This window comes from Bacillus sp. SRB3LM, from assembly GCF_015712745.1.
GTDB classification, from domain to species: Bacteria; Bacillota; Bacilli; order Bacillales; family Bacillaceae_G; genus Bacillus_A; species Bacillus_A thuringiensis_K.
Genome location: NZ_VWVQ01000007.1, coordinates 187,678 through 214,444, shown reverse-complemented (window position 1 = coordinate 214,444; position 26,767 = coordinate 187,678). Strand labels below are relative to the sequence as shown.

Below are 26,767 nucleotides of genomic sequence, written 5' to 3'. Positions count from 1 at the left end.
TGTTTTTTTGTTATGTGAAAGTTAGACATATTCATGAGATTTTCCATACAATACAGTGTGAAATAAAATAATGATTCTTTGTGTGTAGGAAGAGTCAATCTGTTTTGTATAATTTTGTAATTTCATTCGGTATAATTATGATATAGAAGGAAATTTGTTAGAGGAGGTATATTGTGAACATATTAAAGATTATAGGAATTGTTGCAGGAGTCATTATAGTAGCCGTTATAGCTTTCTTTGTTATTATGAAGTACTACTTGTCAAAAGAAGATCCGAATTACGTATTAAAGTACATAAAAGAACATAAAAGTGATAAAACATGTTCATTACTGATTAGAAAAAATGGGGAAATACTAACATCTATAAATGAAAATGTAAAATTGCCTTTAGCGAGTACAGCAAAAATCGTAATAGCAGTTGAATTTGCTAAACAAGTATCAGAAGGGAAAATAAGTAAAGATGAACAAATTTCATTGCAGGAGCTAGAAAAATATTATGTTAAAAACACTGATGGTGGAGCACATCCTGACTGGTTAGAAGATGCCAAAGTGAGAGAATTAGTGAAAAACGGAAAAATTTCTTTAGAAGAAGTCGCTAAAGGGATGATTCATTATAGTTCTAATGCAAATACAACATATTTATTAGATAAGCTTGGATTAGAAAGAGTAAATGAAAGTATAAAAGAGTTAGAGCTTACTAGTCATGACAAGTTCTCTTCGTATACTGCTTCACTATATATGAGAGGGTATGTAGAAAATGAGCTTCATGAGCCAGAAAATCAATCATTAGAAATGATACGTAACATGTCAAAGGATGAGTATAATAAACATGTGTTACAAATTCATGAATGGATGAAAGATGAAGAAGCATGGAAGAAACGGGATATCCCATTAAAGGTAGATATGGAATTTCAGCGAATTTGGTCAGATCGATTAGTGGGTGCAAACGCTAAAGATTATATGAGTATAATGGAAAAGATAAATAGTAGAAATTATTTTCCAAAATCAATGCAAGAAGAGATCGAGAACATTTTCAAAGGAACAGTTAAAAATAGTAAGTTCGAATATGCTGGTCAAAAAGGTGGTTCTACCGCATTCGTATTGACAAAAAGCTTGTATACTACAGATAAGAAAGGGAATAAAGTAGAAATTGTCATTATGTTTAACGATATAGAAGATCAAGTTTCATATCAAAAACTGAGAAATAATATAGATTATTTTATTCAAGATGCTATAACAGATGAAGAGTTTAGAAATAAATTATAATGAAATAATTTTATTATGTAAACAAAGGGGCACTTATGAAAAGTGCTCTTTTGTAATACAGGATTTTCCAATCTTATTATTGAATATAGATGGAAAATAAGAAAGGAGGTTAAAAAATGACAACAATATATTTCGTTCGCCATGCCCATTCTACATATACAAAAGAAGAACGGGAACGACCTTTATCTGAAAAAGGGCACTGTGATGCAGAAAATGTAACGCATTTATTAAAAGATAAACATATTGATGTTGTTATTTCTAGTCCTTACAAAAGAGCAATCCAAACTGTACAAGGAATTGCGAATACATATAAATTATCAATACAAACTGAAGAAGATTTGCGTGAAAGATTATTGAGCACAGAGCCAGTATCAAATTTTAATGATGCTATGCAGAATGTGTGGAAAGATTGGAGTTTTGCATACGAAGGCGGAGAATCGAATACTGTAGCACAAAAGCGCGCTGTAATATGTATACAAAATATATTAAAAAAATATGAAGGTAAGAATATTGTAATAGGTACGCATGGAAATATTATGGTATTACTAATGAATTATTTTAATTCGAAATATGATTTGGAGTTTTGGAAAACACTTCATATGCCTGATGTGTATAAATTAAATTTTGATAAAAATCGTTTCATTTCTGCTGAAAGAATAGAGAAAACAGGTCATCGGTTAAATATTTTGTAAAAGTTTATCAAAAAAAGAGGAAAGAGAGAAGTTATTGTAGAAGTATGACTTTGTAACATAAAAATTATATGTTAAAGGAGGCTGTTTACATGTTTGAGAAAGAGAAAGAAGGGCTTATTGAAGTTCACAACGTATATGAAATTGCACCAGCAGATGGAACAATTATTGGTATGGCAACAGAAGAAGAAATGGAAATTGCTGCTGAACTAGAGCTGCAGTACTATGCCCATTCTCGTTTGCTAGAAGCAAATATTCAGTTAGACGGTTCCTCCTATAAAGAGTTACTTCAGGAGTTCCAGGAGTACGAAAGAAAATCAATGAGCTTTTGGCGAGCAATACATAAGCGTTTAGCTGTGCCATGGGCATGGGTATTACGTATTGATGTTGCGAATGGCCCTATTTATGTAAGTAATGGGAATGCTTATTACGAAGAAATCGATGATGAAGAAGATTATGAATAGATAAGTAAGGAAGCAACTTTAGTTGCTTCCTTTTTTTATTTATAGAGATTGAACAGCCCCAATAATAATATCAGGCCGATCAATTTCGATTCCGTGACCAGCATGTTCGGCAATTATATATTGGCTATGTATGGAGAGTTGTAATTGTTCATGGATCAGTTCTTGCCACATTGCTTCAAGTTGTGTTGCTTCCTCTTTTGGCATGCCACCCTCAGTTAACTGAGTAATAGAATAATGAGGATCTCTACCGATAACGATTAATGGTATTTCTAATGTTTTATATAGCTCCTTTATTGAGCGAGCACAATTTTTCCACTCATATAGTTCAGAAGCTGTTGCTTTATATAACAGAGGAGAGGTAGAAAATTCAATGTACTGTCTTGATTGGTTAGCGAGTATAGATTTTAGTTTATTAGAAAGCATGTCTACATCCATTTTGGAGTATGTATTATATTTTTCAAGCCACATATCATCCGAGTCAGTTTGATCAGAAATTGGTAAATGAAGTTCATCTAAACGGTGTAAGTTCATCGAAGTAGAATCAACTAAAATAAGTGCTTGCAGCTTATCTTCATGTAACATCGCAAAATGTTGTGCACATAATCCTCCATAGGAATGACCGATTAGAATAAATGGCTCTTGAATAGCTAGTTTGTTTAGTAACATATGCAGCTCTTTTGTAACTTGCCTTATTGTACGTGGTTGATTTCCTAGCTCACTTTTCCCGTAACCTGGGCGATGGTATGAAACGACTGTAAAGTGCTGTGAAAGCTTTTTTATAATAGGAAGCCAATCATAAAATGAGCAACTCATTCCGGTTTGAATGACTACAGTTTGTTTACCACCTCCTTTTATATGTACTTCTATATTTTGCCCCATTATTTCTACAAATTTATGAATGTTAATTCCTCCTAAGCTTGAAATAATTTTTGACAAGCAAAAACGATACACCAAACACCTATACCGAGTAGGACAGATGTACTAAGTGTAAATGAATTTTTTAAACCAATATAGACAATAAATAATAGTAGTGCTGATGCGGGGAATCCATATAATACCCCTAAAGCAAATTGACTCAATTCTTGTTTATTCCCGCCTTCAAATGAAATCCAAAATAGACTAAGTAAACTCACGAGAGGAAGGGCAGCAATAAAGCCACCTATCGTACTGTAGTGTTTAGCGACTTCAGTGATAACGCCGATAATAAGTGCCGAAACGATTACTTTAACGAGGAAATGCATATTTTGCCTCCTTCGCTAATAACGAAAATGCTTTTTCAATTAATTGTTGTTCTTCTTTTGATAACTGTGATTCTAATATTTTTATCTTTTCTTTATCTAGTAAAGTATGTTTTTCTAATACTTCAATTCCTTCAATTGTTAATGTAAGGTTTACCACTCTTTCATCTTTTTTATTTCTCTCTTTAACGATGAACCCCTTTTGAATAAGGCGCTTTATATGTTCAGATGCTGTGTTATGAGAAAGGCTAAGCTCAGTAGCGACTTTTCCAATTGTTATATCTTTCTCACGAGAAACGATTTGTAAAATACGAATTGCTTGGTGGGAAAGATTGTCCTCGTATTCGTATCGTAAGTGATAATAAATGCTCTCCCAATGTTGATTAATGTTGTTCATAATAATAAATCCCCTTTTTTATATCGTATAGTAAGATATATTCGTTGTTTTAGAAATAAAATCCTTTTATTTGGATAAAAAATGTTGAAAAAGTTTATTTTTATTGAAATATAAGGTAATCTATGTGTAAAGGTATACATTTAGCAAGAGAGAGGATGATAGTTGTGAATACATTCAAATGGATGAGTCATGAACAGATGTATGTAGATGAAATACATGTTGAAAAATGTGGTCCTCTTTCAGTCGGCGTATATGGGGGAAATCAAGAAAGTGATGCATATGAACGAGGAGATGCGGTACTTGCTTGGTGGGACCCTGAATTACAATTTGAATTTGTTATGATTTTTGATACACACCACAAAACAAAAAATATTGATTATATAATAGAAGCGATTTCAGAAAGAAAAGAGAAATTAAAAGAGTTATTTTCCTATCCAATACATTTAGCTTTTCATCATACACATATGTACTTATTAGCGTTATTTACAGATGAGTTATTTATTAAAAAGTGTGATCAAGATGATGAGGAACTCGCTTGCTTAATTTGTTTACGAAAAGGCGAATTTTTATATTGGTTATCAGTTGGTGATTGTTTCGCGTATTTATTCCATTCTGAGAAAACGAAAAATGGAAAAGGACGATTAAATAAACGGAAAAATTACGAATATATTGGCAGGAAAAATATTTTTGCAGCAAATACACCTTGCTTTACGTCAGGTGTAAGAGGATTAGAAAAAGGAATGAATCACATTGTAATGGCAACGGACGGTATTTTAGAGTGTGACAAACGAAGGTTTGATGATGATCAATCTTTAGTAGAAATATTACACGACGGAAATAGCTTGCAGATTGAGCCCGTATTAACAAATGTACTGCAGTGGAAAGGTAGAGACTGTGCCACGATTATTGGATGGTCTATTGATACTGATAATAAACAATGTGCTAATTAATATAAAAGGAGTTCAAGGTTTTTATCCTTGAACTCCTTTTTGTTAAGCAATATGGATGTGATATGTTTTCAACCATTCATTTACTTGTAGCATATACTCCATGGCACTTCTTGCTTCAAAATTGTTAATCACTTTATTACTTTGATCAGCAATTGAAAGTAAGATGGAATGGTTAATAAGTGAGAAAATAGGATTGTTTTTATTGTTACACATATCAAGTGTTAAATTACGGATTGTTTGTAAGTAGTGTGGATCTTGTGAAGTTGGATAAGCGCTTTTTCTTCTATTGCGTACATCGTCAGGTAAAGCTGGTTGTAGTGCTCTACGTAAAATGCCTTTTTCAATATTATCAATACTTTTTATGTTGAAAGGAACATTCCATAAATATTCAACTAATCTATAATCGCAAAACGGTACACGAACTTCAAATCCAACAGCCATACTCATACGATCTTTACGGTCAAGTAAGAAAGGAAGGAATCTTGTTAAAAATAAATAAAACATTTGACGTTGTTTCGCGGATTTTTTACTTTCGCCTTCAAGAGTAGGTACTTCAAGTATCGCTTCTTGGAATCGTGTATCAATATAGTCTTCTAGATTACATTGGTTACTTACTTCATTTAGTAGAAGAGGAGATGTATTTTTCCAATTTGTTAGCCAAGGAAACTTATCTACATATAGTAGTCCTTCTTGATGAAACCAAGGATATCCACCGAATACTTCATCAGCCGATTCGCCGGATAAAGCTACGGTCGCATCTTTTTTCATTTCGCAAAATAGTAAATATAGTGAAGTTTCCATTTCACCAGCACTCGGTAAATCTTTTGCATGAAGGGGAACGAATAAGTGATTTGCTAATTCTTCAGCATTCACAATAATATCATGATGCGCTGTCCCGACATGTTCAGAAACGCGTTTTACCCAAGGAGCGTCTAAACCAGTGCGAGCAAATGTCAGTTCGAAATCTTTTGCGCTATTTACAAAGTCAACAGAATACGTATGAAGTGTTTTATTTTCAGCAGCAAATTCTTTACCCGCAAGTGCAGTAATACCGCTAGAGTCTAATCCGCCTGATAACATACAAACGAGAGGAACATCGGCAATTAATTGTCTTTTTACTGTATCTTGTAAAATAGATAAAATATGCGAAGATGTATCTTCTATAGAGTCTGTATGGAACTTACTTTCTAAATTCCAATATTTAGTAACTACTTTTTTATGACGTGTAAATGTTATAGAATGTCCAGCACGTACTTCTTGAATATGTTTAAAGACGCCACATCCTGGAGTGCGAAATAAGCCTAATCCAAATATTTCATTTATTCCATTCGCATCAAGTTCAGCAGGGACAGATGGATGCGCTAATAATGCTTTAATTTCAGAGCCGAAAATAATACTGCCATTTCTTTCTGTAAAAAAGAGTGGTTTTACACCTAAATGATCTCGTGCTAAAAACAATTGTTGCTTCTGATCATCCCATAAGGAAAAAGCGAAAATTCCGTTTAAATGTCGTACGCAGTCTTCTTTCCATTCTAAATAAGCATGTAGTAGTACTTCTGTATCTGAATGGGTTTCAAATGCATGCCCACATTTTTGAAGCTGCTCTCTCAGTTCACGGAAATTATAAATTTCTCCATTATAAGTAAGAGCATACGTATAATCACCAGCACGAAATGTCTTAGGCTGTGTCCCGCCTTCTGGATCAATTACAATTAAACGCCGGTGTGCAAAGGCCGCATGAGGTGAAAACCAAAATCCTTCAGCATCCGGACCACGATGCTGAATACTATTTGCCATCCTTTTTAAAATAACATGTTGATTTGAAAGGTCTTCTTTCCAATCTACCCAACCTGTAATTCCACACATACACATCTCATCTCCTAATTTTTAAAATAGATTAATGAAATAAAATGTACACTAAATTAAAGAGTGACTATATAAATAGTGTACTACATGAATTAAATTACAGACTTGAGAAAGTTTTCCTTGAATGCATAGTTATGTGAGAAAATGGCTAAGGGAAAGTATTCCATTACATACAAAAAATAAAAAAGATGAGAGAAAAAATTTTCTCAGACGTTATATAGGGTGTAAAAGCTTTTACAAAACAATAAGGGGAATCGCTACATGAAATCAAATGAGAAAAATTTTATAAAAAGATTACAGCGGCAAAAAGAAGACGCGTTAGAATTCGTTGTCGATACATATTTACCACTCATAAAGGGGATCACGCATAAAGTTCTACTTCCCATTCAAAATGATGGACTCATAGAGGAATGTATAAACGATATATTTCTTTCCATTTGGAATAACGCAAATAAATTCCATGGAGAGCCGAGTGATTTTAAAAAGTGGATTGCAGCGATTGCGAAGTTTAAAGCAATTGATTATTACCGGAAATCGACTAAAACAGTAGAAATCATTTCAGATGAGTTTCATATCAGTACAGAAAAATCAGCAGAAGACGAATTAATCGTTATGGAAGATAGGGAAGAATTATTGAAGCTCATTAATCAATTAGAACCGCTAGATCAAAAGGTGTTCATTATGAAATATTTACTTGGTATGAAGACAGAGGAAATAGGTGACAAGTTAGGATTAACTCGGGCAGCAATTGATAATCGAGTGTACCGGGGGAAAAAGAAACTACAACAAAATGCTACGAATATTAGTTTTGGAGGTAGTGTAATATGAAAGACATTTATGAACTATTAAATGATATTGATATAGATGAAAAAGAACTAGAAGAAATTGAGACTTCTGAAATCGAAAAGGAAAAAGTAAAACGAAATGTAAAACAATCGATACGTACGAAGAAAAAGATGAAAAGTTGGAAAAAAGGTGTCGCTGCTGCATCTATTTTAGTAGGATTATCAATTGCAACACTCGGTATCGGATTTCCTACATATGCTGGGGGATTGCCAATTGTAGGTGACATATTCCGATTTTTAGATAATGGTAGAACAGGGTTATATGAAAACTCTAAAGCTGACGCAGGGAAGATAATGGAGCCTCATTATAATTATAAACAATACGCTACAGTACTAAATATGACAAAAGAAAGCAAGGGAATAAAGATAACGATTAATGATGCGATTTTTGATGGGAAGACAATATCAATAAACTATTCTATAGAAAGTAACAGAGATTTAGGCGAGAATCCAATTACGTTGGATTTTTTAACTATTAAAGGAGCAGGTGCCCAATCAGGTAGCAATAAAATTACTAAAGTCGCAGATAGAAAATATACAGGTTTAATCAAAACAAGTAGCGATCTAGTTGGTAGTAAAGAAACTATAGTAAATGTTGAATGGATTGTACAAAGTATAGCCATTTTAGAAACTGAAGAAGAGATAAAAGGGGATTGGAATTTTAATATTAATCTAAAAGGAATAGAAAATAAAGAGCAATTGATTGGAGGTAGTACAGAAAAAGATGGTGTCAAAGTAAATATGGAGAGAATGGAAATAACACCAATTTCGTTTATTCTATACTACAACCAAGAAGTATCTCAAGAGATAAGGGGTGTATGGGATGGAGTAGATGTCGATTTAGAAGTGAGAGATGATTTAGGTAATCAGTATTATGGAGAAGGAAATGGAGGTTCAGGTGAAGATTCTTATAATTTTAATTGGAGTAAAACATTCCAACAACTTAATGAGAACGCTACTAAGTTAATAATAACACCTCACGTTAATTTAAGAATCCACACTTCTGAAAATTATGAATCGGTAACAATAGTTGAAGGACAAGTAAAGGAGCGTTTTGTACCTCGAAGACTGGGAGGCAATCAGGCTATTGTGTTAGATAATATTGTAATCGACTTAAAGAAATAAAAGAAAGACTGCCTAAAACCATTAGGCAGTCTTTTTTACATCAATAACTAGTTACGAGTAACGCATGCGGATGCTGCGTTTTATACTCATCTTTCCACGGAATGTTTAGTTGTTCCCACGATTCGCCGCTATCATTGGATTGAAAGACGCCATTGTTATTTAACGTGTAGAACGTATGTGGTTCGGCTTCGTTTGTCGCAAACATCGAAATGACTGTACCGATTGCAGATGGTAGTCCTTGTTGTACTTGCTGGAAAGGAGTATCTTTCGTTTTTCGATAAATATAAGACTCATAAGGGATACGATGATGAGCGAGATCAGCACTTGGCGCGGCAGAAACGAGAATCGTATCACAATCAGCTGGATCAATAGCCATGCTGTATAAATAATGATGTTCAAGTCCTGCACTACATGAGATCCAGCTGTTTCCATTGTTATAACTCTCAAGATAAGCACGATCAGGTCCGCCCATAAATCCGTCACCACATGATGCATAAAGGCGATTTGGTGCTTCAGGGTGCATAAGTAATTGATGAGCATCGATAGGAGCACCGAATTTTTTATCAATCCATGTATGCCCTTTATCGTTACTTTGAATAACAGCACCAGCTTCGATTGAAACGTGTATTGTATTAGGGTTGTTTGGGTCAACTGTAATCCAGCGTACGTGATGGGTAAAAGGTCTAGGCGGAAATGCCCACGTATAAGAAGATAATAATGATTTCATATTTTTAAGTTCAGTCCACGTTTCACCACCATTTTCAGAGCGAAATAAGGCGCTTGGTTCTGTGCCGACATAAACGACACCATATCCGTTAACTTGTTCATTTGAGCTTATTGTTATGGAAGTGATAGAGGAGTGCAAAATACCATCTTCTTTAGGGAAATCAAAGTAACGATAAGAATCTCCAATTGGTCTCCATGAACCCCCACTATCGTCACTTAACCATAGACCTCGTCCAAATGTTCCGCAATATACACGATTCTTTTGAAATGGATCAACAGCGATACAGGTAGGTTGCATATTTTGTAAGTGATAAGTCGTTTCATAGTTATCATTGTGTTCTTTCACTACAACAAGTTCACGTTCCATACAGAGAAATAAACGTTTCATTTAAGTAACCTCCTTAAAAATTCTTTCATTAGTAAACAATATGAAAATAAAAAAGAAGTAGTCTTGTTTTATTTGAGAAAAAGGGATTGTTTAAAAAATAGCGAAGTGTGTATACAGAGGAAGCGGGCGTTTACAATCAGTCGATTCGGGATAAACACGGGGAGTTTGTTTCATACTAACATACAGATATTGTACTTAAAGGAGTATAAGTATGGGACATTCGCATGATCATGGTCATTCAAAAAATAAAAAGGCGTTACTAATTGCCTTCCTACTAACAACAAGTTTTATGATTGCAGAAGTTGTTGGGGGATTTGTAACAAATAGCTTAGCACTACTATCTGACGCGGGGCATATGCTAAGTGATGCAGTATCTTTAGCTTTAAGTTTACTTGCGTTTAAACTCGGAGAAAAAACAGCAACAACTGCGAAAACATACGGGTATAAGCGAGTCGAAATGTTAGCAGCATTATGTAACGGTGTCGTTCTTATTGTCATTTCGGTATACATTTTTATTGAAGCAATCCGTCGTTTTAAAGAACCAGTTGAGATTGCTAGTAATGGGATGCTCATTATTGCAGTCCTTGGTCTGCTTATTAATATTTTATCAGCTTGGATATTAATGAGAGGCGGAGATGTGAAAGGTAATTTGAATTTAAGAAGTGCTTTCCTGCACGTACTAGGCGATCTATTGGGTTCCGTCGGAGCGATTATTGCTGCGTTACTTATTAAATTTTTCGGATGGACTGCTGCAGATGCGATTGCTAGTATTCTTGTGTCTATTTTAGTCATTATTAGTGGATGGCGTGTAACACGTGATACGGTTCATATATTAATGGAAGGTGCACCACAGCACATAAATGTTGAAGAGGTAAAAAGTACGTTATTAAATATTCCGATTGTCAAAGAAGTTCATGATTTGCACATATGGTCTGTCACATCAGATTTTCAAGTATTAACATGTCATCTTATTATTAAAGGGAATGAAACGCAAAGTGTATTAAAAGAGGCTACGTACGTATTAAAGGAGAAATTTCATGTAGAACATGTCACCATTCAAGTAGAAATAGATGGTGAATTTAATCATGATGAGACAACTTGCAAAGTATGAAAGAAAAAGGATAAGAAAAAGTGTCATAACATTTTTCGCACGGCATACATATATATAATGTGGCCACAAGTACTTTGCAAGGTAAATATTTCATGAAATTACTTTACTTATAAAGAGTCATCTTTTATAATCAAAAGTGGTAATTGATAGAGATTATCATTTTCAATGATCGTAGAAAGGAGTTTTTTAAAAGATGAGTAGTCAACTCCGTTTTGCTGTTGAAAATCGTAAGAGGCATTTAATTGATGAGTTAATTGGAGCAGGTGTGTTTAAGATTCGCGACCGACAATTATACGAGCTGTCTTTAGAGGAATTGGAAAAAGAGTACGAAGATATGGAAGATTATGCGAATATTCAGGCGTAGCTATATAGATTAGTAAAAGGAGAGCTGGTTACGATTTTGTGTAACCAGCCCTCTTTTTATTTCGTAGAAATTATTTTTTGTATTTCTTTCATGGGACGGAGCCAGTTTTGGGTCATTATTTGTTCCATTTGTTTTTCGTCCTGCTTCTGTAATGCTTGAATGATAGAGTGATGTTCTTCAATAGATTGACTTGCTGGAACAAAGTTTTGGAAAAACAAATATTCAAGACGTAAAACGTGAAGTTGCATATTTTCTAGAAAGGGTTCAATATATTGGTTTTTAGCAATAGAAGAAATTGTATTGTGGAATTGTATATCTAATTCTAAAGCTTGTTTTGCGTTTTTTTTCTCTATAGATTGCTGAAAATGCTCATTTATCTCAGAAAGTAGTTGAATATCAGCGTTTGTAATGTTTTGAAGAGCTTGCTTTCCTATAATAGAGTGAAGACCAGCCATCGTTTCATAAATGATAGATACGTCGTCTAACTTAATAGGAGCAATTTTCGTTTTTTGCCCTGGTACCATTTCCACTAATCCAGAAAGCTCTAATATTTGAAGTGCTTCTCTTACAGGTGTTCTGCTTACTCCTAGTGCCTCAGCCAATTCCCCATCATTAATTTTTTCATTGGGCTTCAGTACACCTTCAATAATCCAATTTTGTAGTTGATTTAAAACGAGTGATTTTGCTGAAACTCTTCCTGGTTTTTTATAATTTTGAGGGACAGGCATAGTGAATTCAATCCTTTCATTGTATATTTTCCTTTTTTGCATGAACAAGCTTTAATTTTTGTTTCCCTTCATCCGGCTTTTGGCTTAAGATGAGCACCATTACAATGACACAAAAAGCGCCTAATAACTGAAAAGATTGAAATGGCACTTGCAATATAAGTACAGAAGAAATAATAGCTGCGAGTGGTTCTGTGCAACCAAATAATGTTGTTTCTTTCGGAGTCAGGTATCGTATGCTGTCTAAGTATAAATAAAAGGCAATAAGTGTCCCGAAAATGACGACAAATGTGATGAGCGGTAGGGTACTTAGTTTTACATATTTCATAGTTGATAATAAAATGAATTCGTTTGTAGAAATAAAGTGTACAATCGTTACACCAATACCCCCAATAATCATGCCCCATCCAACGATAACGGAGGAAGACCATTTTTCTAACAATTCCTTTGAATATAAACTATAAAAAGCGAGAGATAATCCAGATAAAATCCCCCAAATAATAGCTGGTGTAGAAACAGCCAAGTTATGAACAGACCCGTTTGTTAGTAAGAGAAAAGTGCCTACTAATGAAAGGGTAATTGAAATGAAATCAATTTTTGATGGACGAACGTTCCATTTGAAAAGTAAGTATACAGTGATGAATATAGGAGCTAAATATTGTAATAATGTTGCCACGGCAGCATTTCCTTCTTTAATTGAAGCGAAATACGTATACTGTACAGCAAGCATACCGAATAGACCAAACAAAATCATTTTAATAGCATCAGATTTTTGTTTCCAAATGCTAAATATCTCTTTTTTTCTCGTTCCGAATGAGGAAATAATGAGCAAAATAATTCCAGATATAAGTAAACGGATCGTAACTAACCATTCGGTTGAAACATTGTCATATTGAAAAAGTTGTTGTGCAGCTGTACCAGACAAGCCCCATAAACAAGCACCGATTATGACCATTATAATTCCTTTTAATCGATTTGAATCCATATGATCTAAAATTCTCCTTTCTAAAAATACAAATTGAATACAATATGCAATATATCACAGAATGACTCATTAATAAACTGAAATTTCTAATTTGTTTTTTATGTATAGTAAAATATTCTAGAGGAGGGGGAGTATATGTTAGCTGGATTTTTAGTTTGTTTATTTGTTGGGTTACTTATCATTTTTTTAGGGTATCAAATACATGTGAAAAAGAGGGTGTTTTTGTTAGCAGGATATCAAGAAGAAACGTTTGTTGGAGATAAAAATAAATTAGCGAAGCTTTCAGGATCATTTTCTTATATAGTTGGAGTTGCTACTATAATATTACCGCTTGGCTTAGAAAAAATAGGTAATGTAGTTGGTATCGTATATGCTATATTAATTGTTTTAGGTACAATTGTATTCATAATTAAAGCAAACTTATTAAATAAGAGTACTATAAAGTAAAAAGGCTTCATTCTACTGAAGCCTTTTATTAATTGTTATGAAGTATAAGTAAAAGCCGGGATAGGATCAATAAATGTATTCCAGTTTTGTTGCATTTCTTTTTCTGTTAATAGACAATCATCTAATGATTGTTCAATTAACGAACGGTTCATATCAATTCCAATAAATACGAGTTCGGTTATTCGATCTCCATATTGTGTATCCCAGTTTTTCAATACTTCTGGTTCTTCTGCAATCATTTGATTTCTTTCAGTTTCAGGTAATGCGGCTATCCATTCACCGGCTCCTTGAATTGTAATAGAGGAGCCTGCTTGAGATAGAAGCCCTATTATATTATTACGAGATGCCAGCCAGAAGAATCCTTTCGCTCTTACAACATCTAAAGGCCATCTTTCTAGCCAATTCATAAGGCGCTCGGGATGGAAAGGATATTTGCGGCGGTAAACAAAGGAATTGATACCGTATTCTTCCGTTTCCGGTGTATGATGGTCACTATTTAATTCTTGTATCCAGCCGGCCGATTGACTGGCTTCTTCATAATTAAATAGATTTGTGTTTAAAATTTCTTGTAATGGTACTTTGCTAAACGAAGATTCAAGAACTTTTGCATTAGGATTTAATTTTTTTAGTAAATGATGAAGCTCTATTACATCTTCTTTTTCTAGCAAATCTATCTTATTAAGAATAATTACGTTTGCAAATTCAATTTGATCTATTAATAAATCAATAACTTCCCGGGTATCATTCTCATCGATTGCTTGTTTTCGGTCTAATAAACTTTCTCCATCTGCAAAATCATCCCAAAATCTATTTGCATCTACAACTGTAACCATCGTATCGAGGCGACAATTTTTCGTTAAATCAATGTTAAGAACTTCGTCTGTATAAGTAAACGTTTGAGCAACTGGAATAGGCTCACTTATACCAGAAGATTCAATAATAATATAGTCAATATCACCATTTTCCACAAGACGATTCACTTCTATCATTAAATCTTCTCGTAGTGTACAACAAATACAGCCATTTTGAATCTCTACTAGTTTTTCCTCCGTACGTGAAAAACCACCCTTTTTTATAAGAGATGCATCAATGTTTACTTCGCTCATATCATTAACGATAACAGCTACTTTTAAGTTATTCTTATTAGTTAAAATGTGATGTAGTAAGGTAGTTTTTCCAGATCCTAAAAAACCACTTAATACAGTGATAGGTACTTTTTTCATGAAATGATCTCTCCTTTAAATCGTAATGATTACGTTTTATATTAAACGATGGGAAAAGAAAAATCAATAATAAATCATAATGATTACGATTTAAGAATAGAAATAGACTATAAAATTTGTGCTGTAGTATGAAGGCATTTGGACAAGCACATGTTTACATATAAATAAAATGGAGGCGAGAAGCTTGGTCTTTAATAGAGTTTCAAAAGAATTAGTAGGCATAGCTCTTATCGCTATGTTTCTCTTTTTATTATTTTTTGTAGATTTTACAAGTCTAGCAAATTTGCACAAAAATATGCCACAGGAATGGTTGAATGTGAATACAGTATTTTTAAGTATCATTTTTGAAGCAATACCCTTTATTTTATTAGGGGTAATTGTTTCTTCATTTATTCAAGTGTTTGTGACGGAAGATATGATTCAAAAAGTAATGCCGAAATCTCCGATTGTTGCAATGATTCCAGCAGTATTTGTGGGAGTTCTTTTTCCAATGTGTGAATGTGTCATTATACCAATTGTAAGAAGGCTCATTCAAAAGGGGCTACCACTTCATTTAGGCATTGTTATTTTATTGAGTGCACCCATTATGAATCCAGTTGTTCTTTTATCTACTGTATATGCGTTTCAAAAAAATGATTACGTTGTATATGCACGCTTTGGGATAACAATTCTAGTTGCTCTATTCATAGGTCTAATTGTGTATTATTGCTATCGCGAAAGAAATGTTTTAAAAGATGTAGAGGTTTCAGTTCAAACAAGCAAAAAAAGAGTTGGAAAGGTGTTACGAATCACACTGTAGATGAGTTTTTTGATACTGGTAAGTATTTATTGATTGGTGCTTTTTTAGCAAGTGTATTTCAAACGTTTTTTGATCGGAATGTACTGGATGCAGTAGCACATAACGAAGTAATTGCCCCCTTTATTATGATGGGATTTGGTTATGTTTTATCAATTTGCTCTGCAGCCGATGCTTTTATAGCGGCATCTTTTGGACATGTCTTCTCAGTAAAGGCACTTCTCGCATTTCTTGTGTTTGGGCCTATGCTTGATATGAAAAATACGTTAATGCTATTTGCATATTTTCAAAAGAAATTTGTATTCTTTTTGATGGGAATTGTCATTGTATCTGTGTATACCATCCTGCAGATCATAATGTTATAGGAGGTGAGAAAGAATGGAGAAAGAGGAGCAGAAGGCATATCATCGCTATATTCGTGGAATTATTTTAATTGGTTTAGCAATGCTCTTATTTAAACTACTTGTAACAGGGAATATTTATAATTTTATCGCTCCAAAAATGATTAAATTTACGTATATAGCTTTTGTAGTGATTTTACTTCTTGGTTCTTTACAAGTTTGGAGAGAAAAAGAGGGTGATTGTAATTGTTGTAAGCACCATACAGCATTAAAATCAGGGATAAAAAGTTTCTTTGTATATGTTTTATTTGTTGTTCCGATAGTTAGTGCTTTTCTCTTTGGAAGTGTAACAATTGATGGAAGTTTAGCAGGAAAAAGGGGTATGAATCAAAGTGTACAGGCGAGAAGTATGGAAGGTAACGAAAAAGAGGGGAAACAGGATGATTTTGATGGGCAAGAGGTATTCGATGATCCAGATGAAACATCAAATTTATCAACGACTTATGAAACGGAAGAGCAAGTAGTAAAAAGTATGTTAGGACAACGAAAAATACAAGTAGAGGATAAGGATTATGTTCAAACAATGAGTATAATTGGTCAAAATGTAAAAGGATTTAAAGGGAAAGAAATTACATTCTCAGGGTTTATGTATAATGATAAGGATGTGACGGGTAATAAAGCGGTAGTGGCTCGATATGGCATAACTTGTTGTATTGCGGATGCATCAGTCTGGGGGATGATTGTTACGGGGAAAAATGTTGAAAATATTCCAGAAGAAACATGGGTGAAAATAACAGGATTATTAGATGAAACGACATATAAAGGAACAGTCTTTTCACTTGTAAAAGTAAACAAAATCGAGAAAATTAATAAGCCAACTGACCCATATGTATATGATGTTTTACCTCAATAGAAAAGAATAAATTCTTCATATTTTCATGAAATAGAATCATAATCATGGCGATAAAAAAATAAAGATAAGAGTAATTTGGTTTGTTAAAAATATGTGCAGAAGGAGTTATGCGATGAACTGGGTTACTCATAAACCATCATTTGAATTTGAAACATTTAGTCCTATTATTCGGTCACAATCTGCGTGGAGTGGACATTTAGATTTTGCATATGACTTAGTACGATTTGAAAAACCAGAAACTTTAGTCGAGCTAGGTACACATTTAGGAGCTTCCTTTTTTAGTTTTTGTCAGGGAGTAAAAGATGGAGGGTTATCGACTAAATGCTTTGCAGTAGATACTTGGGCTGGAGATGGGCACACAGGTCCATATGGAGAAGGGGTTTTTCAAATAGTAGAAAAAGTAGTGAGCGATAACTACCTTAATATAGGAAATTTAATTCGATCTACTTTTGATGATGCTGTAGACCGGTTTCAAGATGAAACGATAAATCTTTTGCATATTGATGGATATCATACGTATGAAGCTGTTTCTCACGATTATAACACCTGGCTGCCTAAAGTCGCGAAAAATGGTATTGTATTATTTCATGATATTGAAGTTAGAAGTGGTGATTTCGGCGTATATAAGTTTTGGGATGAGGTAAAAGCGAAGTACCCTCATTTTCAATTTGCGCATTCATATGGACTGGGAGTGTTATTTCCGAAGGGTTGTAGTGATAAGTTTGAGGAAATACTTAAAAATAAAGAAGAAATACAAAATATGTATAAATAAAGGTAGGGCATGCATCATTTTTATGATGTGTGTCCTATTTTTGCGTGGGAAATAATGGTGTGAATTAAAAAGTGAAGATAGTTGTAAAAAGTTTTGTTGCAGCAAATATTAAAAAAGTTAGTATGGGATTTTTCTTTGTAAATAAAGTGAAGCTTTAATACGTTCATGTCAGTCCGGGATGTTACAGTAGTTAATTTCTTACCTAAGTGCTTTGCGCTTACTGAATTTTAAGGCGGAGGTCTTATTGGCCGAAAATATCGGGATAAATAAAAATACAACATTTTTTATATTTTTCATTGCGAAAAACGTAATCTACTTTTACAATAGAAAGGGTTGTGAATATATTATACTGGAAAAATAAATCGAAATAATATGAAAATTTTGTTTTGTCTTCGCTAATTGTATATTACATACATGTAAGACGACATACGTCATGTTATCGACTTGTAAGGAGAGAAAAAAATGAAAAGTGTAAGATTACCATCGATGCTAGAAATCATAGTTCTTTTATTACTATTTCTTGCTGTTGTCTTTTCCTTCCAAACGATTTTTGATCTCCCAATTCAATTAGCGCTATTTATTTCATGGTTTTTAGTAATTGCGCTTGGATTAAGATTAGGATTTCGTTATCAAGAATTGCAAGATGCAATTACGAAAGGGATTTCTAACGGATTAGAAGCAATACTGATTTTAGTTGCAGTAGGTGCTTTAATTGGAACATGGATTGCTGGTGGGGTAGTACCAACATTAATTTATTATGGATTAGAATTTATTCACCCTAGCATATTCCTATTAGCAACATTAATTATTTGTTCTATAACTTCTATCGCGACAGGAACGTCTTGGGGAACAGTAGGAACAGCAGGTATTGCTATGATGGCGATTGGTGAAGGACTTGGTTTACCACTTCCGCTTGTTGCTGGTGCAGTTCTTTCAGGAGCTTATTTCGGTGACAAATTATCACCACTTTCTGATAGCACAGTTCTTGCAGCTTCTATGGCGAAAGTAGATGTTATTGCTCACGTTCGAGCTATGCTCGTATTAGATGTTCCGGCTTATATTATTACTAGTATTATGTTTACTGTAGCTGGTTGGATGTATGGCGGAGATAATGTTGATTTGAATCGAGTAGAATTTTTAAAAGAAGCTTTATTAAAGCAATTTGATATTAAAATATGGATGCTTGTTCCGGCGATCATTGTTATCGTTCTATTAGCGATGAAGAAACCGTCTATGCCAACAATTGCAATGGGAGCTTTAATTGGTGCAATTTGGGCAACTCTTTTCCAAGGGATGAACTTTGGAGAAGCGATTGGAACAGCTTATAACGGATTCTCAATTCAATCTGGTGTTGAGTTTGTTGACAAGTTATTAAACCGTGGTGGAATTAACGGTATGCTTGGCTCAGTAGCTGTTATTATTTTCGGTTTAGGATTTGGTGGATTACTTGAAAAACTAGGTGTTTTAAAAGTAATCGTATCAAAATTTGAGAAGAAATTAAATTCTGCAGGTAATGTAACGTTGTCTACATTAATCGTGGCATTCTTAGCTAATATATTTGGTTGTGCGATGTATGTATCACTAATTTTAACACCAAAAATTATGGAAGATAGCTATGATAAATTAAAAATAGACCGTCGTGTATTAGCACGTAACTCAGAAGTAGGTGGAACGTTAACTTCAGGTATGGTTCCATGGTCTGATAATGGTATTTTTATGGCTGGTATTTTAGGTGTAGCAACGTTCTCATACGTTCCGTTTATGTGGTTAAGCTTCGTATCGTTAATTTTAGCAGTTATTTATGGATATACAGGCAAATTCATCTGGTATGTAGATGATGCAGATAAAGGAAAGCAAGCATCATAAAATAAAAATCACCTTCTACAATATGTAGAAGGTGATTTTTTTATTTTGTAATAGCATCTGCTGAAGTTATTTCATTCTCATATTTAGCAATTTTTTGTTGTATCTTTTTTAAGTTTTTTTCAGTGTCTTGGATAAGCTGTAAGACATTGGTCTCCTGTTGTTTCATTAATTCCAACCGTTGAAAGATGGTAGATTCTCCTTCCATAGACCAGTCGATAAATTGTTTTATTTTTTGAATAGGCATACCAGTGTTTTTTAAACACAAAATCATTTCTAAATATTTGAGTGCTTCTTTATCAAAAACTCGATCTCCTTTTTCATTTCTTTGCAGAAAAGGGAACAGTCCTTGTTTATCGTAATAACGTATTTGAGAAATAGTTAAGTGTTGCATTTTGGCGACTTGCCCAATTGTATAATACATATCATTCATCCTTTTGTTACCAAGGTATAATGCCATTTTTATTTAGTATTTTACCATTATAGTTTGTTTCACTTAATGCATATTTAATAATAATTTTAGCACTTTCAGTGGTTGTATGGCCACCGGGGGAATTTCCATTAAGATCTGTAGTTGTAAAACCAGGAGTTACCCCAAATACTTCTGGACCGTTAGTAGCAAATTCTTTACTAAAAGCTAATGTTAAAGCATTAATAGCTGTTTTGGAAGAATTATATCCTAGTGTATTGATTGGATGTGTTTCACCATTAGCAAACATTGTTAGTGAGGCCATGTCAGTAGTTATATTTATTATTTTACTGTTTTTTGAATTCTTTAATAATGGTAAAAAGGCTTGTATCATTTGGAAAGTTCCAAAAAAATTAACTTCAAATCCTTGGCGTAAAGTTTCAATATTTAATTCACTAGGTAGTGTATTGAAGTCTATCGCTATGCCTGCGTTATTAATTAATAAATGTAAGTGGTCAGTCTTTTCGTAAATTTTCTTTGTTGCTTCTTGAATGGATTGTGAATTTGAAATATCTACTTGAATATAGGAAACGTTTGAAACATTTAAAGATTCTACGGCTTGTTGTCCAAGTTGTTCATTACGAGCACCTAAAAATACGTGATAATCTTTTTCTGCTAATTGACGAACAAGTTCATATCCAATTCCTTTATTCGCACCTGTTATAAAAGCATATTTTTTCATATTGAATTCCTCCAGTAGTGTTATAGTAGGTTACAATGGAAAGGATACAGCCTAAACTTAAGTTTAGGTCAAGAGGAATTTTTTAAAATACATATAGAATATCTATATATAAGAGTGAGAATTCTTATCATTTAAGAGAAAGTCTGTTATTATAAGAGATGTAGATATTATATTTTCAAGGGGATGAAAACATGGAGTACAGAATTGAAAGAGATACATTAGGGGAAATAAAAGTTCCAGCTGATAAATTATGGGCAGCACAAACACAACGTAGTAAAGAAAACTTTCCAATTGGAACAGAGCAAATGCCGCTTGAAATTGTAAAAGCATTTGCAATTTTAAAGAAGAGTGCAGCGCTTAGCAATCAAAAATTAGGAAAGCTATCACAAGAAAAAGCAGAAGCAATTGTAGAAGCTGCTGATGAAGTGATTGCAGGGAAATGGAATGAACATTTTCCGCTTGTCGTATGGCAAACAGGTAGTGGTACACAGTCAAACATGAATGTGAATGAAGTAATTGCAAATCGTGGGAATCAAATTTTGAAAGAGAAGGGATCTGACGTACATATTCATCCAAATGATGATGTGAACATGTCACAAAGTTCAAATGATACATTTCCAACGGCACTTCATGTAGCTTGTGTAATCGCAGTAGAAAATCACGTATTACCAGCAATTACGAAATTAAAAGAAACTTTAGCAGAAAAAGTAACTGCATTTGAACATATTATAAAAATTGGTCGTACACATTTACAAGATGCAACACCGTTAACTTTAGGACAAGAAATTAGCGGATGGCACCGTATGCTTGAAAAAACAGAGCGTATGATTGCAGAGAGCAATACATATATGAAAGAGTTAGCAATTGGTGGAACTGCGGTTGGAACAGGTATTAATGCTCATCCTAAATTTGGTGAGATGGTATCAGAGGAAATTAGTCAATTTACAGGTAAACAATTTGTTTCTGCACCAAATAAGTTCCATGCATTAACGAGCCATGATGAAGTTGTATATACTCACGGTGCATTAAAAGCATTAGCTGCGGATCTAATGAAGATCGCTAACGATGTACGTTGGCTTGCAAGTGGTCCACGTAGTGGTCTTGGAGAAATTATTATTCCAGCAAATGAACCGGGAAGCTCTATTATGCCAGGTAAAGTAAATCCAACGCAAAGTGAAGCATTAACGATGGTTGTAGCACAAGTGATGGGGAATGATGCAACGATCGGATTTGCTGCGAGCCAAGGTAACTTTGAGTTAAACGTATTTAAACCTGTTATTGCTTATAACTTCTTACAATCAGCCCACTTATTAGCGGATGCAATTGTTTCGTTTAATGACAATTGTGCAGTTGGTATTGAAGCAGATAAAGAAGTAATTAATGAAAATGTGAATCGTTCACTAATGCTTGTAACAGCGCTAAACCCACATATCGGATATGAAAATGCAGCGAAAATTGCGAAGCATGCTCATAAAGAGGGATTAACTTTAAAAGAAGCTGCATTACAATCTGGACTACTAACAGAAGAGAAATTTGATGAAATTGTAGATCCGAAGAAAATGATTGCTCCAAAAGAGTAATAGAAAAAGCCAAGGTTCTTAGTATAGAATTTTGGCTTTTTTGATGTTCATTTTTATGTTTCATCTACTTGCAATACTGCAAGTTTCAAAATATATTATTTGTTAGCAGGCGTATTCATTACTCTCATCTGTGGGCAGTTCTCTTTTAAGAGTGAAATGAATTTTTCTTCTTCTTGTGGTACGAAAGTGGTCACTGAGTCAAATAAATTATAATTAATTTCTAATTGTTGCCTAGTCCATTTTTTTGAACGAAGTTTTTTGCCAGAGTACTTAATATGGCGAATGTCTTTGAATGAGATTTCAGTACGAAGTATGAAACCGTGTTTTACAACAAGAGATGATTCCGTTACGTTGTAGTGAGAGAAATAGAATGAAGAAAGATTCACGATATTTAATAGCATCATGAGAGTGAAAAAAATAGAATTTTCATTTTGGAAGAATAACGAAACGAAAAAAATAATTATAAATAATGTAATGAAAATGACGTGGAATGGATTTTTTTTCGCTTTAAATTTCAAGTCAGTCACCTCGGTTTACTTGTTCTTTAACTAAATTAAATCATAATATTGTAATAAAACGTATGAATATGCAGAATTGCATATTCATACGTTTTATTATTCATGTAAAATTTCTTGATGGGATAAATTCAAAAGAAGTTTTGTAATAGTGGAGTGGCATGAAGTGACTTACAAGAATAGAAAGATAGCGTTAGTCATAATTAGTTGTATGATGATTATGAGTAGTTGTGCTAATAAATTTGTTGAAGATAGAAATCGAAAGCATACATTTGTACGAGCAAGTAAAGTTTTAGTAGAGACTGTAAATAGAATATATAAAAAGTAAAGGATGTTTTCTTATACGAAAACATCCTTTTTGTCGTTAAAATTGAATACTGAAGTTTTGTAATGAGTGAATACAGGTTCCATATTCACTAATCGCATATGTATTCTGTGCAATTTGCTTAACGGTAAACCAAGGGTCTTGAAGAATATTCATATTCTATTTCACATTTTATAAAATGAATTTGTATAAACATATTCGCTTTTCGTTGTATTAAAGAAGTTCGGTAGATGTTTTTATAAAAGTTTATAAAATGGGTAAACGAAAGATTGAAATGTTTGTTTACGTTGTGATAAGATGGTAAAGTGACAATAAACGTTATGGTAATTTGTTTGGTTTTAAAATAAACATTTTGAAGGAGTGTTTAGTGTGAATGATATTTCAGAGAAGTTTTGGGATGCGTCAATAGAAGAATTAAAGAAAGGGTATGTGTTTGATGAAGCAAAAGAGGAGTACATTTGCTTAGCTTGTGGTGAAACATTTATTAAAGGTGTTATTTATCAAGATAATCAAGTTTGGTATGAAGCAGAAAAGTTCGTCCAATTGCATATTCAAAATGAGCATACATCTATGTTTGATTATTTATTAAATATGGATAAGAAATTTACTGGTTTAACGGATTTACAAAAGAGAATGGTTCAGTTTTTCCATATGGGACTGAATGATAAACAAATTGTAAAAGAGTTGGATGGCGGAAGTACATCAACAATTCGTAATCATCGATTTACACTGCGAGAGAAAATGAAGCAAGCAAAAGTATTTTTAGCACTAATGGAATTATCAGAAGAAAAATCAAAAGTACAAACGAAATTTGTGCCAATTCATAGAACAGCAACGATGGTGGATGATCGATACAATATTACGGAAGAAGAAAATGATGAAGTATTAAAAGCTCATTTTACAGAAGGGTTAGATGGACCTCTCTCTAAATTTCCGAAGAAACAAAAGCGTAAATTAATTATCTTACGTCATTTAGTAAAGAAGTTTGATAGTAATAAAAAGTATACTGAAAAAGAAGTAAATACAGTGATAGAAAATGTATACCCTGATTTTGTAACTTTAAGAAGATATTTAATCGAATATGGATTTTTAGATCGAACAGCCGATGGAAGTCAATATTGGGTGAAGTTATAATCATGCGGAAGGAAAATGAATAGAAGCACAGTATTATAACAACTATACAAAGAGATAGATATTGAAAACAGATTTTTAATAAAAGGAGAAATGAAATTTGAAACCACCTGCAGATAACAATAAAGAAGGTGCGGAGTCACAAAAGTTGGAAAGTGAGAGTAAACCGATTTGGAAATCGATGTCTCTGTTTTTAGTACCGTTATTATTAAGTAATGTACTACAATCAGTTGGACAATTATTTGGTATGGTAGTAGTAGGAAGATGGCTTGGAGTTAATGATTTAGCGGCTATATCAGCATTCTTTCCTTTGTTCTTTTTACTTGTTTCATTCGTAATTGGTATCGGTTCAGGAAGCTCTATTTTAATTGGTCAGGCGTTTGGTGCTAAAAATGAAGATCGTTTAAAAGCTATTGTCGGTACTACGCTTACGTTTACTTTTATTATCGGAGTTGTATTAGCGATAATAGGTAGTATTTTTGCGATGGATATTATGCGTCTTATGGGAACGCCAGAAAATATTATTGAAATAAGTGTACATTATGCACGAATTTTATTTATATCGATGCCAGTATTATTTTTATATTTTGCATATACAACATTTATGAGAGGTACAGGAGATTCTAAAACGCCATTTTACTTTTTAATTGTAAGTACAGCGCTAAATATGATCTTATTACCGATTCTTATTTTTGGATGGTTAGGAGCTCCGAAATTAGATGTGTATGGAGCGGCCTATGCTTCTGTTATATCTACAGTTATTACGTTTCTTGTCATGCTTGTGTATTTAAAGAAGAAAAATCACCCACTACAACTAGATGGCACAGTAAGAAAGTATCTTCGAATGGACTGGGAGTTATTAAAGCTATTGCTAAGGCTCGGTATTCCAGCGAGTATTAATATGATATTAGTTTCATTATCTGAAATTGCCGTAATCGCGTTTGTAAATCGTTACGGTTCGGATGCAACAGCTGCTTACGGCGTTGTGAATCAAGTTGCAAGTTATGTGCAAATGCCAGCAGTTAGCCTTGGTATTACAGTTTCTATTTTTGCGGCGCAATCGATTGGGGGGAATCAATTTGATCGATTGCAGAAAGTTGTGAAGGCCGGAATTATTATGAACTACGTCATCGGTGGTGTGTTAATATCTCTTATTTACTTATTCTCAAGAGACATTTTATCACTATTTTTAACGAGTCAAACTACAATTGAAATTGCTCATAGCTTAGTTATGATTACGTTATGGAGTTATTTAATTTTCGGTCATGCACAAATTATTAGTGCGACAATGCGAGCGAGCGGTACAGTACTTTGGCCAACTGTTATTGGAGTTGTTTCAATTTGGCTTGTAGAAGTCCCCGTAGCATATTATCTTTCTTACCATACAAGTCTTGGAATAGAAGGCATCTGGATCGGGTATCCAGCAGCATTTATTGTCAGCTTAATATTGCAGTATGCATATTATAAGCTTTCATGGCAAAAGAAACGAATTACACGATTAGTTAGTTAAATAGAAAAATGTCCCTAAGTAATTAGACTTAGGGACATTTTTTCGTAAGTGGAGGTTTACAAATAGCTTTTTAAAGTGATATCAAAATGTTGTCTAATGAGTGTTTGATCACTCATATAAAACTCCCACGCTTTTTCTGGTTCACCGATAATCTCAAAGGATTCCTCTGTAATATATAAAGCACAATTATCCTCCAGTGCAATTCCTTCTATATTCCCTTGATGATTTTGTAAAAAGGAATGGAAGGCGTTCATTCTGTTTAATTGATTATAATGTGGACAAAATCTTTTATTAACAATACCCCATCCGTTACTCTCTATATAACCAAAACCTTCATAATCTGATCGGATACTAGACGTGAACCAACACATAGCACCAGCACTATAACCAGCAATAAGTGTTCCTTGCTGTAGAGCCAATAATAATTTTTCATCAAGTCTATATTCTTTCCATTGTGTAAGCATGTGAATATAGTTTCCACCACCTAAATAAATTAAATCGGCTGAATGAATCATCTCGTCTATTTCATACTTAGAAGGTGAATCTGTTGTAATGCGTAAAATTTGTACTTCACAATGTAATTGTTTTTCAAACGTGTCTAAAAATAATTTTATATAGCTTTCATCATCATGACTAGCCGTTGGAATAAACAATATTTTTGGGTACTGTTTATTTGTTAATTCTATAAGGCGTTCATTAATAGGCAAGTGATTTGAATCTTGTAAATCACCGCCACCAATGACAGCTAATTTCATAGTAAAGCACCACCTAATCATTTTTGTTATATAAAAATTCGATAGAAGAGAGTTACATTCCTTCCGTAATGTAATCAATAATTAGAAAATATAGCTTAAGTATATCGGAATAGTAAAGAAACTACTGACTATATATACCAATGCATTAGAAACCATTCATTGATATATAATATTTCATACTAATGTTTCAAAATATGGAAAAAATATGTTTAAATAGATATAATGACGCATTCATTCATATTGAATTTATACTTATATTTTAAAAGGGTATCGGAAATAATAGCGATTTTCTAAAACAGTTTTTACT

General features: G+C 33.4%; 28 protein-coding genes and 1 pseudogene. 17 read left to right on the top strand and 12 right to left on the bottom strand.

The window, feature by feature from the left end; all coding sequences use genetic code 11:
• Positions 1–173: 173 nt before the first annotated feature.
• From F3I02_RS05685 to F3I02_RS05675, 3 genes are all read left to right on the top strand, one after another.
• Entirely contained in the window at positions 174–1,265 is a 1,092-nt protein-coding gene (locus F3I02_RS05685) for a serine hydrolase (protein ID WP_001023328.1), read from the top strand.
• A 116-nt stretch (positions 1,266–1,381) separates the two neighbouring features.
• The gene (locus F3I02_RS05680; RefSeq protein WP_000208266.1) at positions 1,382–1,957 is read left to right on the top strand and encodes a histidine phosphatase family protein; all 576 of its coding nucleotides are present in this window, start codon (positions 1,382–1,384) and stop codon (positions 1,955–1,957) included.
• 89 nt (positions 1,958–2,046) lie between these two features.
• Positions 2,047–2,418 (top strand): hypothetical protein, encoded by a 372-nt coding sequence (locus tag F3I02_RS05675; protein WP_000461766.1) that lies wholly within the window; start codon positions 2,047–2,049, stop codon positions 2,416–2,418.
• Positions 2,419–2,457: 39 nt separating this feature from the next.
• Here F3I02_RS05675 and F3I02_RS05670 read toward each other — a convergent pair whose 3' ends face one another.
• Genes F3I02_RS05670 through F3I02_RS05660 form a run of 3 tightly spaced genes read right to left on the bottom strand, consistent with a single transcriptional unit; the run spans position 2,458 to position 4,053 of the window.
• Positions 2,458–3,369 carry an alpha/beta fold hydrolase gene (locus F3I02_RS05670; RefSeq protein WP_196477736.1) on the bottom strand — a complete coding sequence of 304 codons (912 nt, stop codon included), beginning with the start codon at positions 3,367–3,369 and terminating at the stop codon, positions 2,458–2,460.
• A complete protein-coding gene (locus tag F3I02_RS05665) occupies positions 3,330–3,659 on the bottom strand; it encodes a DUF3147 family protein (protein WP_000545640.1) in 330 nt (109 codons plus the stop codon). Before F3I02_RS05665 ends, F3I02_RS05670 begins: the two co-directional genes overlap by 40 nt.
• A complete protein-coding gene (locus tag F3I02_RS05660) occupies positions 3,643–4,053 on the bottom strand; it encodes a MarR family winged helix-turn-helix transcriptional regulator (RefSeq protein ID WP_001059785.1) in 411 nt (136 codons plus the stop codon). The genes F3I02_RS05665 and F3I02_RS05660 overlap by 17 nt, the downstream gene beginning before the upstream one ends.
• Positions 4,054–4,175: 122 nt before the next feature.
• Between F3I02_RS05660 and F3I02_RS05655 the strand changes: the two genes are divergently transcribed.
• The gene (locus F3I02_RS05655) at positions 4,176–5,003 is read left to right on the top strand and encodes a PP2C family serine/threonine-protein phosphatase (protein ID WP_001999549.1); all 828 of its coding nucleotides are present in this window, start codon (positions 4,176–4,178) and stop codon (positions 5,001–5,003) included.
• A gap of 42 nt (positions 5,004–5,045) precedes the next feature.
• Here the strand turns inward: F3I02_RS05655 and asnB are convergent, their stop codons facing one another.
• Positions 5,046–6,869 (bottom strand): asparagine synthase (glutamine-hydrolyzing), encoded by a 1,824-nt coding sequence (gene asnB / locus F3I02_RS05650; RefSeq protein ID WP_196477735.1) that lies wholly within the window; start codon positions 6,867–6,869, stop codon positions 5,046–5,048.
• 261 nt (positions 6,870–7,130) lie between these two features.
• On the opposite strand from asnB, the gene F3I02_RS05645 reads away from it, so the two are divergent.
• Positions 7,131–7,697, top strand: a complete 567-nt coding sequence (locus F3I02_RS05645; protein WP_078439617.1) for a sigma-70 family RNA polymerase sigma factor — start codon at positions 7,131–7,133, stop codon at positions 7,695–7,697.
• Entirely contained in the window at positions 7,694–8,839 is a 1,146-nt protein-coding gene (locus F3I02_RS05640) for a DUF4179 domain-containing protein (protein ID WP_046945475.1), read from the top strand. The genes F3I02_RS05645 and F3I02_RS05640 overlap by 4 nt, the downstream gene beginning before the upstream one ends.
• A gap of 40 nt (positions 8,840–8,879) precedes the next feature.
• Here the strand turns inward: F3I02_RS05640 and F3I02_RS05635 are convergent, their stop codons facing one another.
• Complete coding sequence (locus F3I02_RS05635; RefSeq protein WP_196477734.1) at positions 8,880–9,953, bottom strand: WD40/YVTN/BNR-like repeat-containing protein; 1,074 nt, start codon at positions 9,951–9,953, stop codon at positions 8,880–8,882.
• 211 nt (positions 9,954–10,164) lie between these two features.
• Here F3I02_RS05635 and F3I02_RS05630 point away from each other — a divergent pair, with 211 nt between their 5' ends.
• Positions 10,165–11,064, top strand: a complete 900-nt coding sequence (locus F3I02_RS05630) for a cation diffusion facilitator family transporter (RefSeq protein WP_000510035.1) — start codon at positions 10,165–10,167, stop codon at positions 11,062–11,064.
• 193 nt (positions 11,065–11,257) lie between these two features.
• Positions 11,258–11,428, top strand: a complete 171-nt coding sequence (fbpA, locus tag F3I02_RS05625; protein WP_000098302.1) for a Fur-regulated basic protein FbpA — start codon at positions 11,258–11,260, stop codon at positions 11,426–11,428.
• 56 nt (positions 11,429–11,484) lie between these two features.
• Here the strand turns inward: fbpA and F3I02_RS05620 are convergent, their stop codons facing one another.
• Entirely contained in the window at positions 11,485–12,156 is a 672-nt protein-coding gene (locus F3I02_RS05620; RefSeq protein ID WP_001987091.1) for a GntR family transcriptional regulator, read from the bottom strand.
• A gap of 16 nt (positions 12,157–12,172) precedes the next feature.
• Entirely contained in the window at positions 12,173–13,138 is a 966-nt protein-coding gene (locus F3I02_RS05615) for a DMT family transporter (RefSeq protein WP_000378087.1), read from the bottom strand.
• A gap of 135 nt (positions 13,139–13,273) precedes the next feature.
• Here F3I02_RS05615 and F3I02_RS05610 point away from each other — a divergent pair, with 135 nt between their 5' ends.
• A complete protein-coding gene (locus F3I02_RS05610) occupies positions 13,274–13,585 on the top strand; it encodes a DUF3784 domain-containing protein (RefSeq protein ID WP_098021421.1) in 312 nt (103 codons plus the stop codon).
• Positions 13,586–13,620: 35 nt separating this feature from the next.
• Here F3I02_RS05610 and F3I02_RS05605 read toward each other — a convergent pair whose 3' ends face one another.
• Positions 13,621–14,808, bottom strand: coding sequence for a GTP-binding protein (locus F3I02_RS05605; RefSeq protein ID WP_196477733.1), 1,188 nt, complete (start codon positions 14,806–14,808; stop codon positions 13,621–13,623).
• A gap of 184 nt (positions 14,809–14,992) precedes the next feature.
• Here F3I02_RS05605 and F3I02_RS05600 point away from each other — a divergent pair.
• The 4 genes and pseudogenes from F3I02_RS05600 (at position 14,993) to nhaC (ending at position 19,496) form a co-directional block, all read left to right on the top strand.
• A pseudogene (locus F3I02_RS05600) lies at positions 14,993–15,969 on the top strand (permease).
• Between the two features lie 13 nt (positions 15,970–15,982).
• Positions 15,983–16,858, top strand: coding sequence for a TIGR03943 family putative permease subunit (locus F3I02_RS05595; protein ID WP_000409947.1), 876 nt, complete (start codon positions 15,983–15,985; stop codon positions 16,856–16,858).
• Positions 16,859–16,970: 112 nt separating this feature from the next.
• Complete coding sequence (locus F3I02_RS05590; protein WP_001104670.1) at positions 16,971–17,630, top strand: class I SAM-dependent methyltransferase; 660 nt, start codon at positions 16,971–16,973, stop codon at positions 17,628–17,630.
• Positions 17,631–18,092: 462 nt separating this feature from the next.
• The gene (gene nhaC, locus F3I02_RS05585) at positions 18,093–19,496 is read left to right on the top strand and encodes a Na+/H+ antiporter NhaC (RefSeq protein ID WP_000843987.1); all 1,404 of its coding nucleotides are present in this window, start codon (positions 18,093–18,095) and stop codon (positions 19,494–19,496) included.
• A gap of 40 nt (positions 19,497–19,536) precedes the next feature.
• On the opposite strand, the gene F3I02_RS05580 is transcribed toward nhaC, so the two are convergent.
• Both F3I02_RS05580 and F3I02_RS05575 read right to left on the bottom strand, forming a co-directional pair.
• On the bottom strand, positions 19,537–19,917 hold the full coding sequence (locus F3I02_RS05580) for a MerR family transcriptional regulator (RefSeq protein WP_000291864.1): 381 nt from the start codon (positions 19,915–19,917) through the stop codon (positions 19,537–19,539).
• A 16-nt stretch (positions 19,918–19,933) separates the two neighbouring features.
• The gene (locus F3I02_RS05575; protein WP_196477732.1) at positions 19,934–20,644 is read right to left on the bottom strand and encodes an SDR family NAD(P)-dependent oxidoreductase; all 711 of its coding nucleotides are present in this window, start codon (positions 20,642–20,644) and stop codon (positions 19,934–19,936) included.
• Between the two features lie 191 nt (positions 20,645–20,835).
• Here F3I02_RS05575 and fumC point away from each other — a divergent pair, with 191 nt between their 5' ends.
• Complete coding sequence (fumC, locus tag F3I02_RS05570) at positions 20,836–22,224, top strand: class II fumarate hydratase (RefSeq protein WP_000456625.1); 1,389 nt, start codon at positions 20,836–20,838, stop codon at positions 22,222–22,224.
• A gap of 95 nt (positions 22,225–22,319) precedes the next feature.
• Here fumC and F3I02_RS05565 read toward each other — a convergent pair whose 3' ends face one another.
• Positions 22,320–22,742 carry a PH domain-containing protein gene (locus F3I02_RS05565; protein ID WP_000669074.1) on the bottom strand — a complete coding sequence of 141 codons (423 nt, stop codon included), beginning with the start codon at positions 22,740–22,742 and terminating at the stop codon, positions 22,320–22,322.
• Between the two features lie 163 nt (positions 22,743–22,905).
• On the opposite strand from F3I02_RS05565, the gene F3I02_RS05560 reads away from it, so the two are divergent.
• From F3I02_RS05560 to F3I02_RS05550, 3 genes are all read left to right on the top strand, one after another.
• Positions 22,906–23,067: a hypothetical protein gene (locus tag F3I02_RS05560; protein ID WP_033672969.1), complete on the top strand. Its 162-nt coding sequence runs from the start codon at positions 22,906–22,908 to the stop codon at positions 23,065–23,067.
• 366 nt (positions 23,068–23,433) lie between these two features.
• Positions 23,434–24,198 carry a DUF2087 domain-containing protein gene (locus F3I02_RS05555; protein WP_000997949.1) on the top strand — a complete coding sequence of 255 codons (765 nt, stop codon included), beginning with the start codon at positions 23,434–23,436 and terminating at the stop codon, positions 24,196–24,198.
• 97 nt (positions 24,199–24,295) lie between these two features.
• Positions 24,296–25,705, top strand: a complete 1,410-nt coding sequence (locus tag F3I02_RS05550) for an MATE family efflux transporter (RefSeq protein WP_000804132.1) — start codon at positions 24,296–24,298, stop codon at positions 25,703–25,705.
• A 56-nt stretch (positions 25,706–25,761) separates the two neighbouring features.
• Here the strand turns inward: F3I02_RS05550 and F3I02_RS05545 are convergent, their stop codons facing one another.
• Positions 25,762–26,460 carry a peptidase E gene (locus F3I02_RS05545; protein WP_000762113.1) on the bottom strand — a complete coding sequence of 233 codons (699 nt, stop codon included), beginning with the start codon at positions 26,458–26,460 and terminating at the stop codon, positions 25,762–25,764.
• Positions 26,461–26,767: the final 307 nt, after the last annotated feature.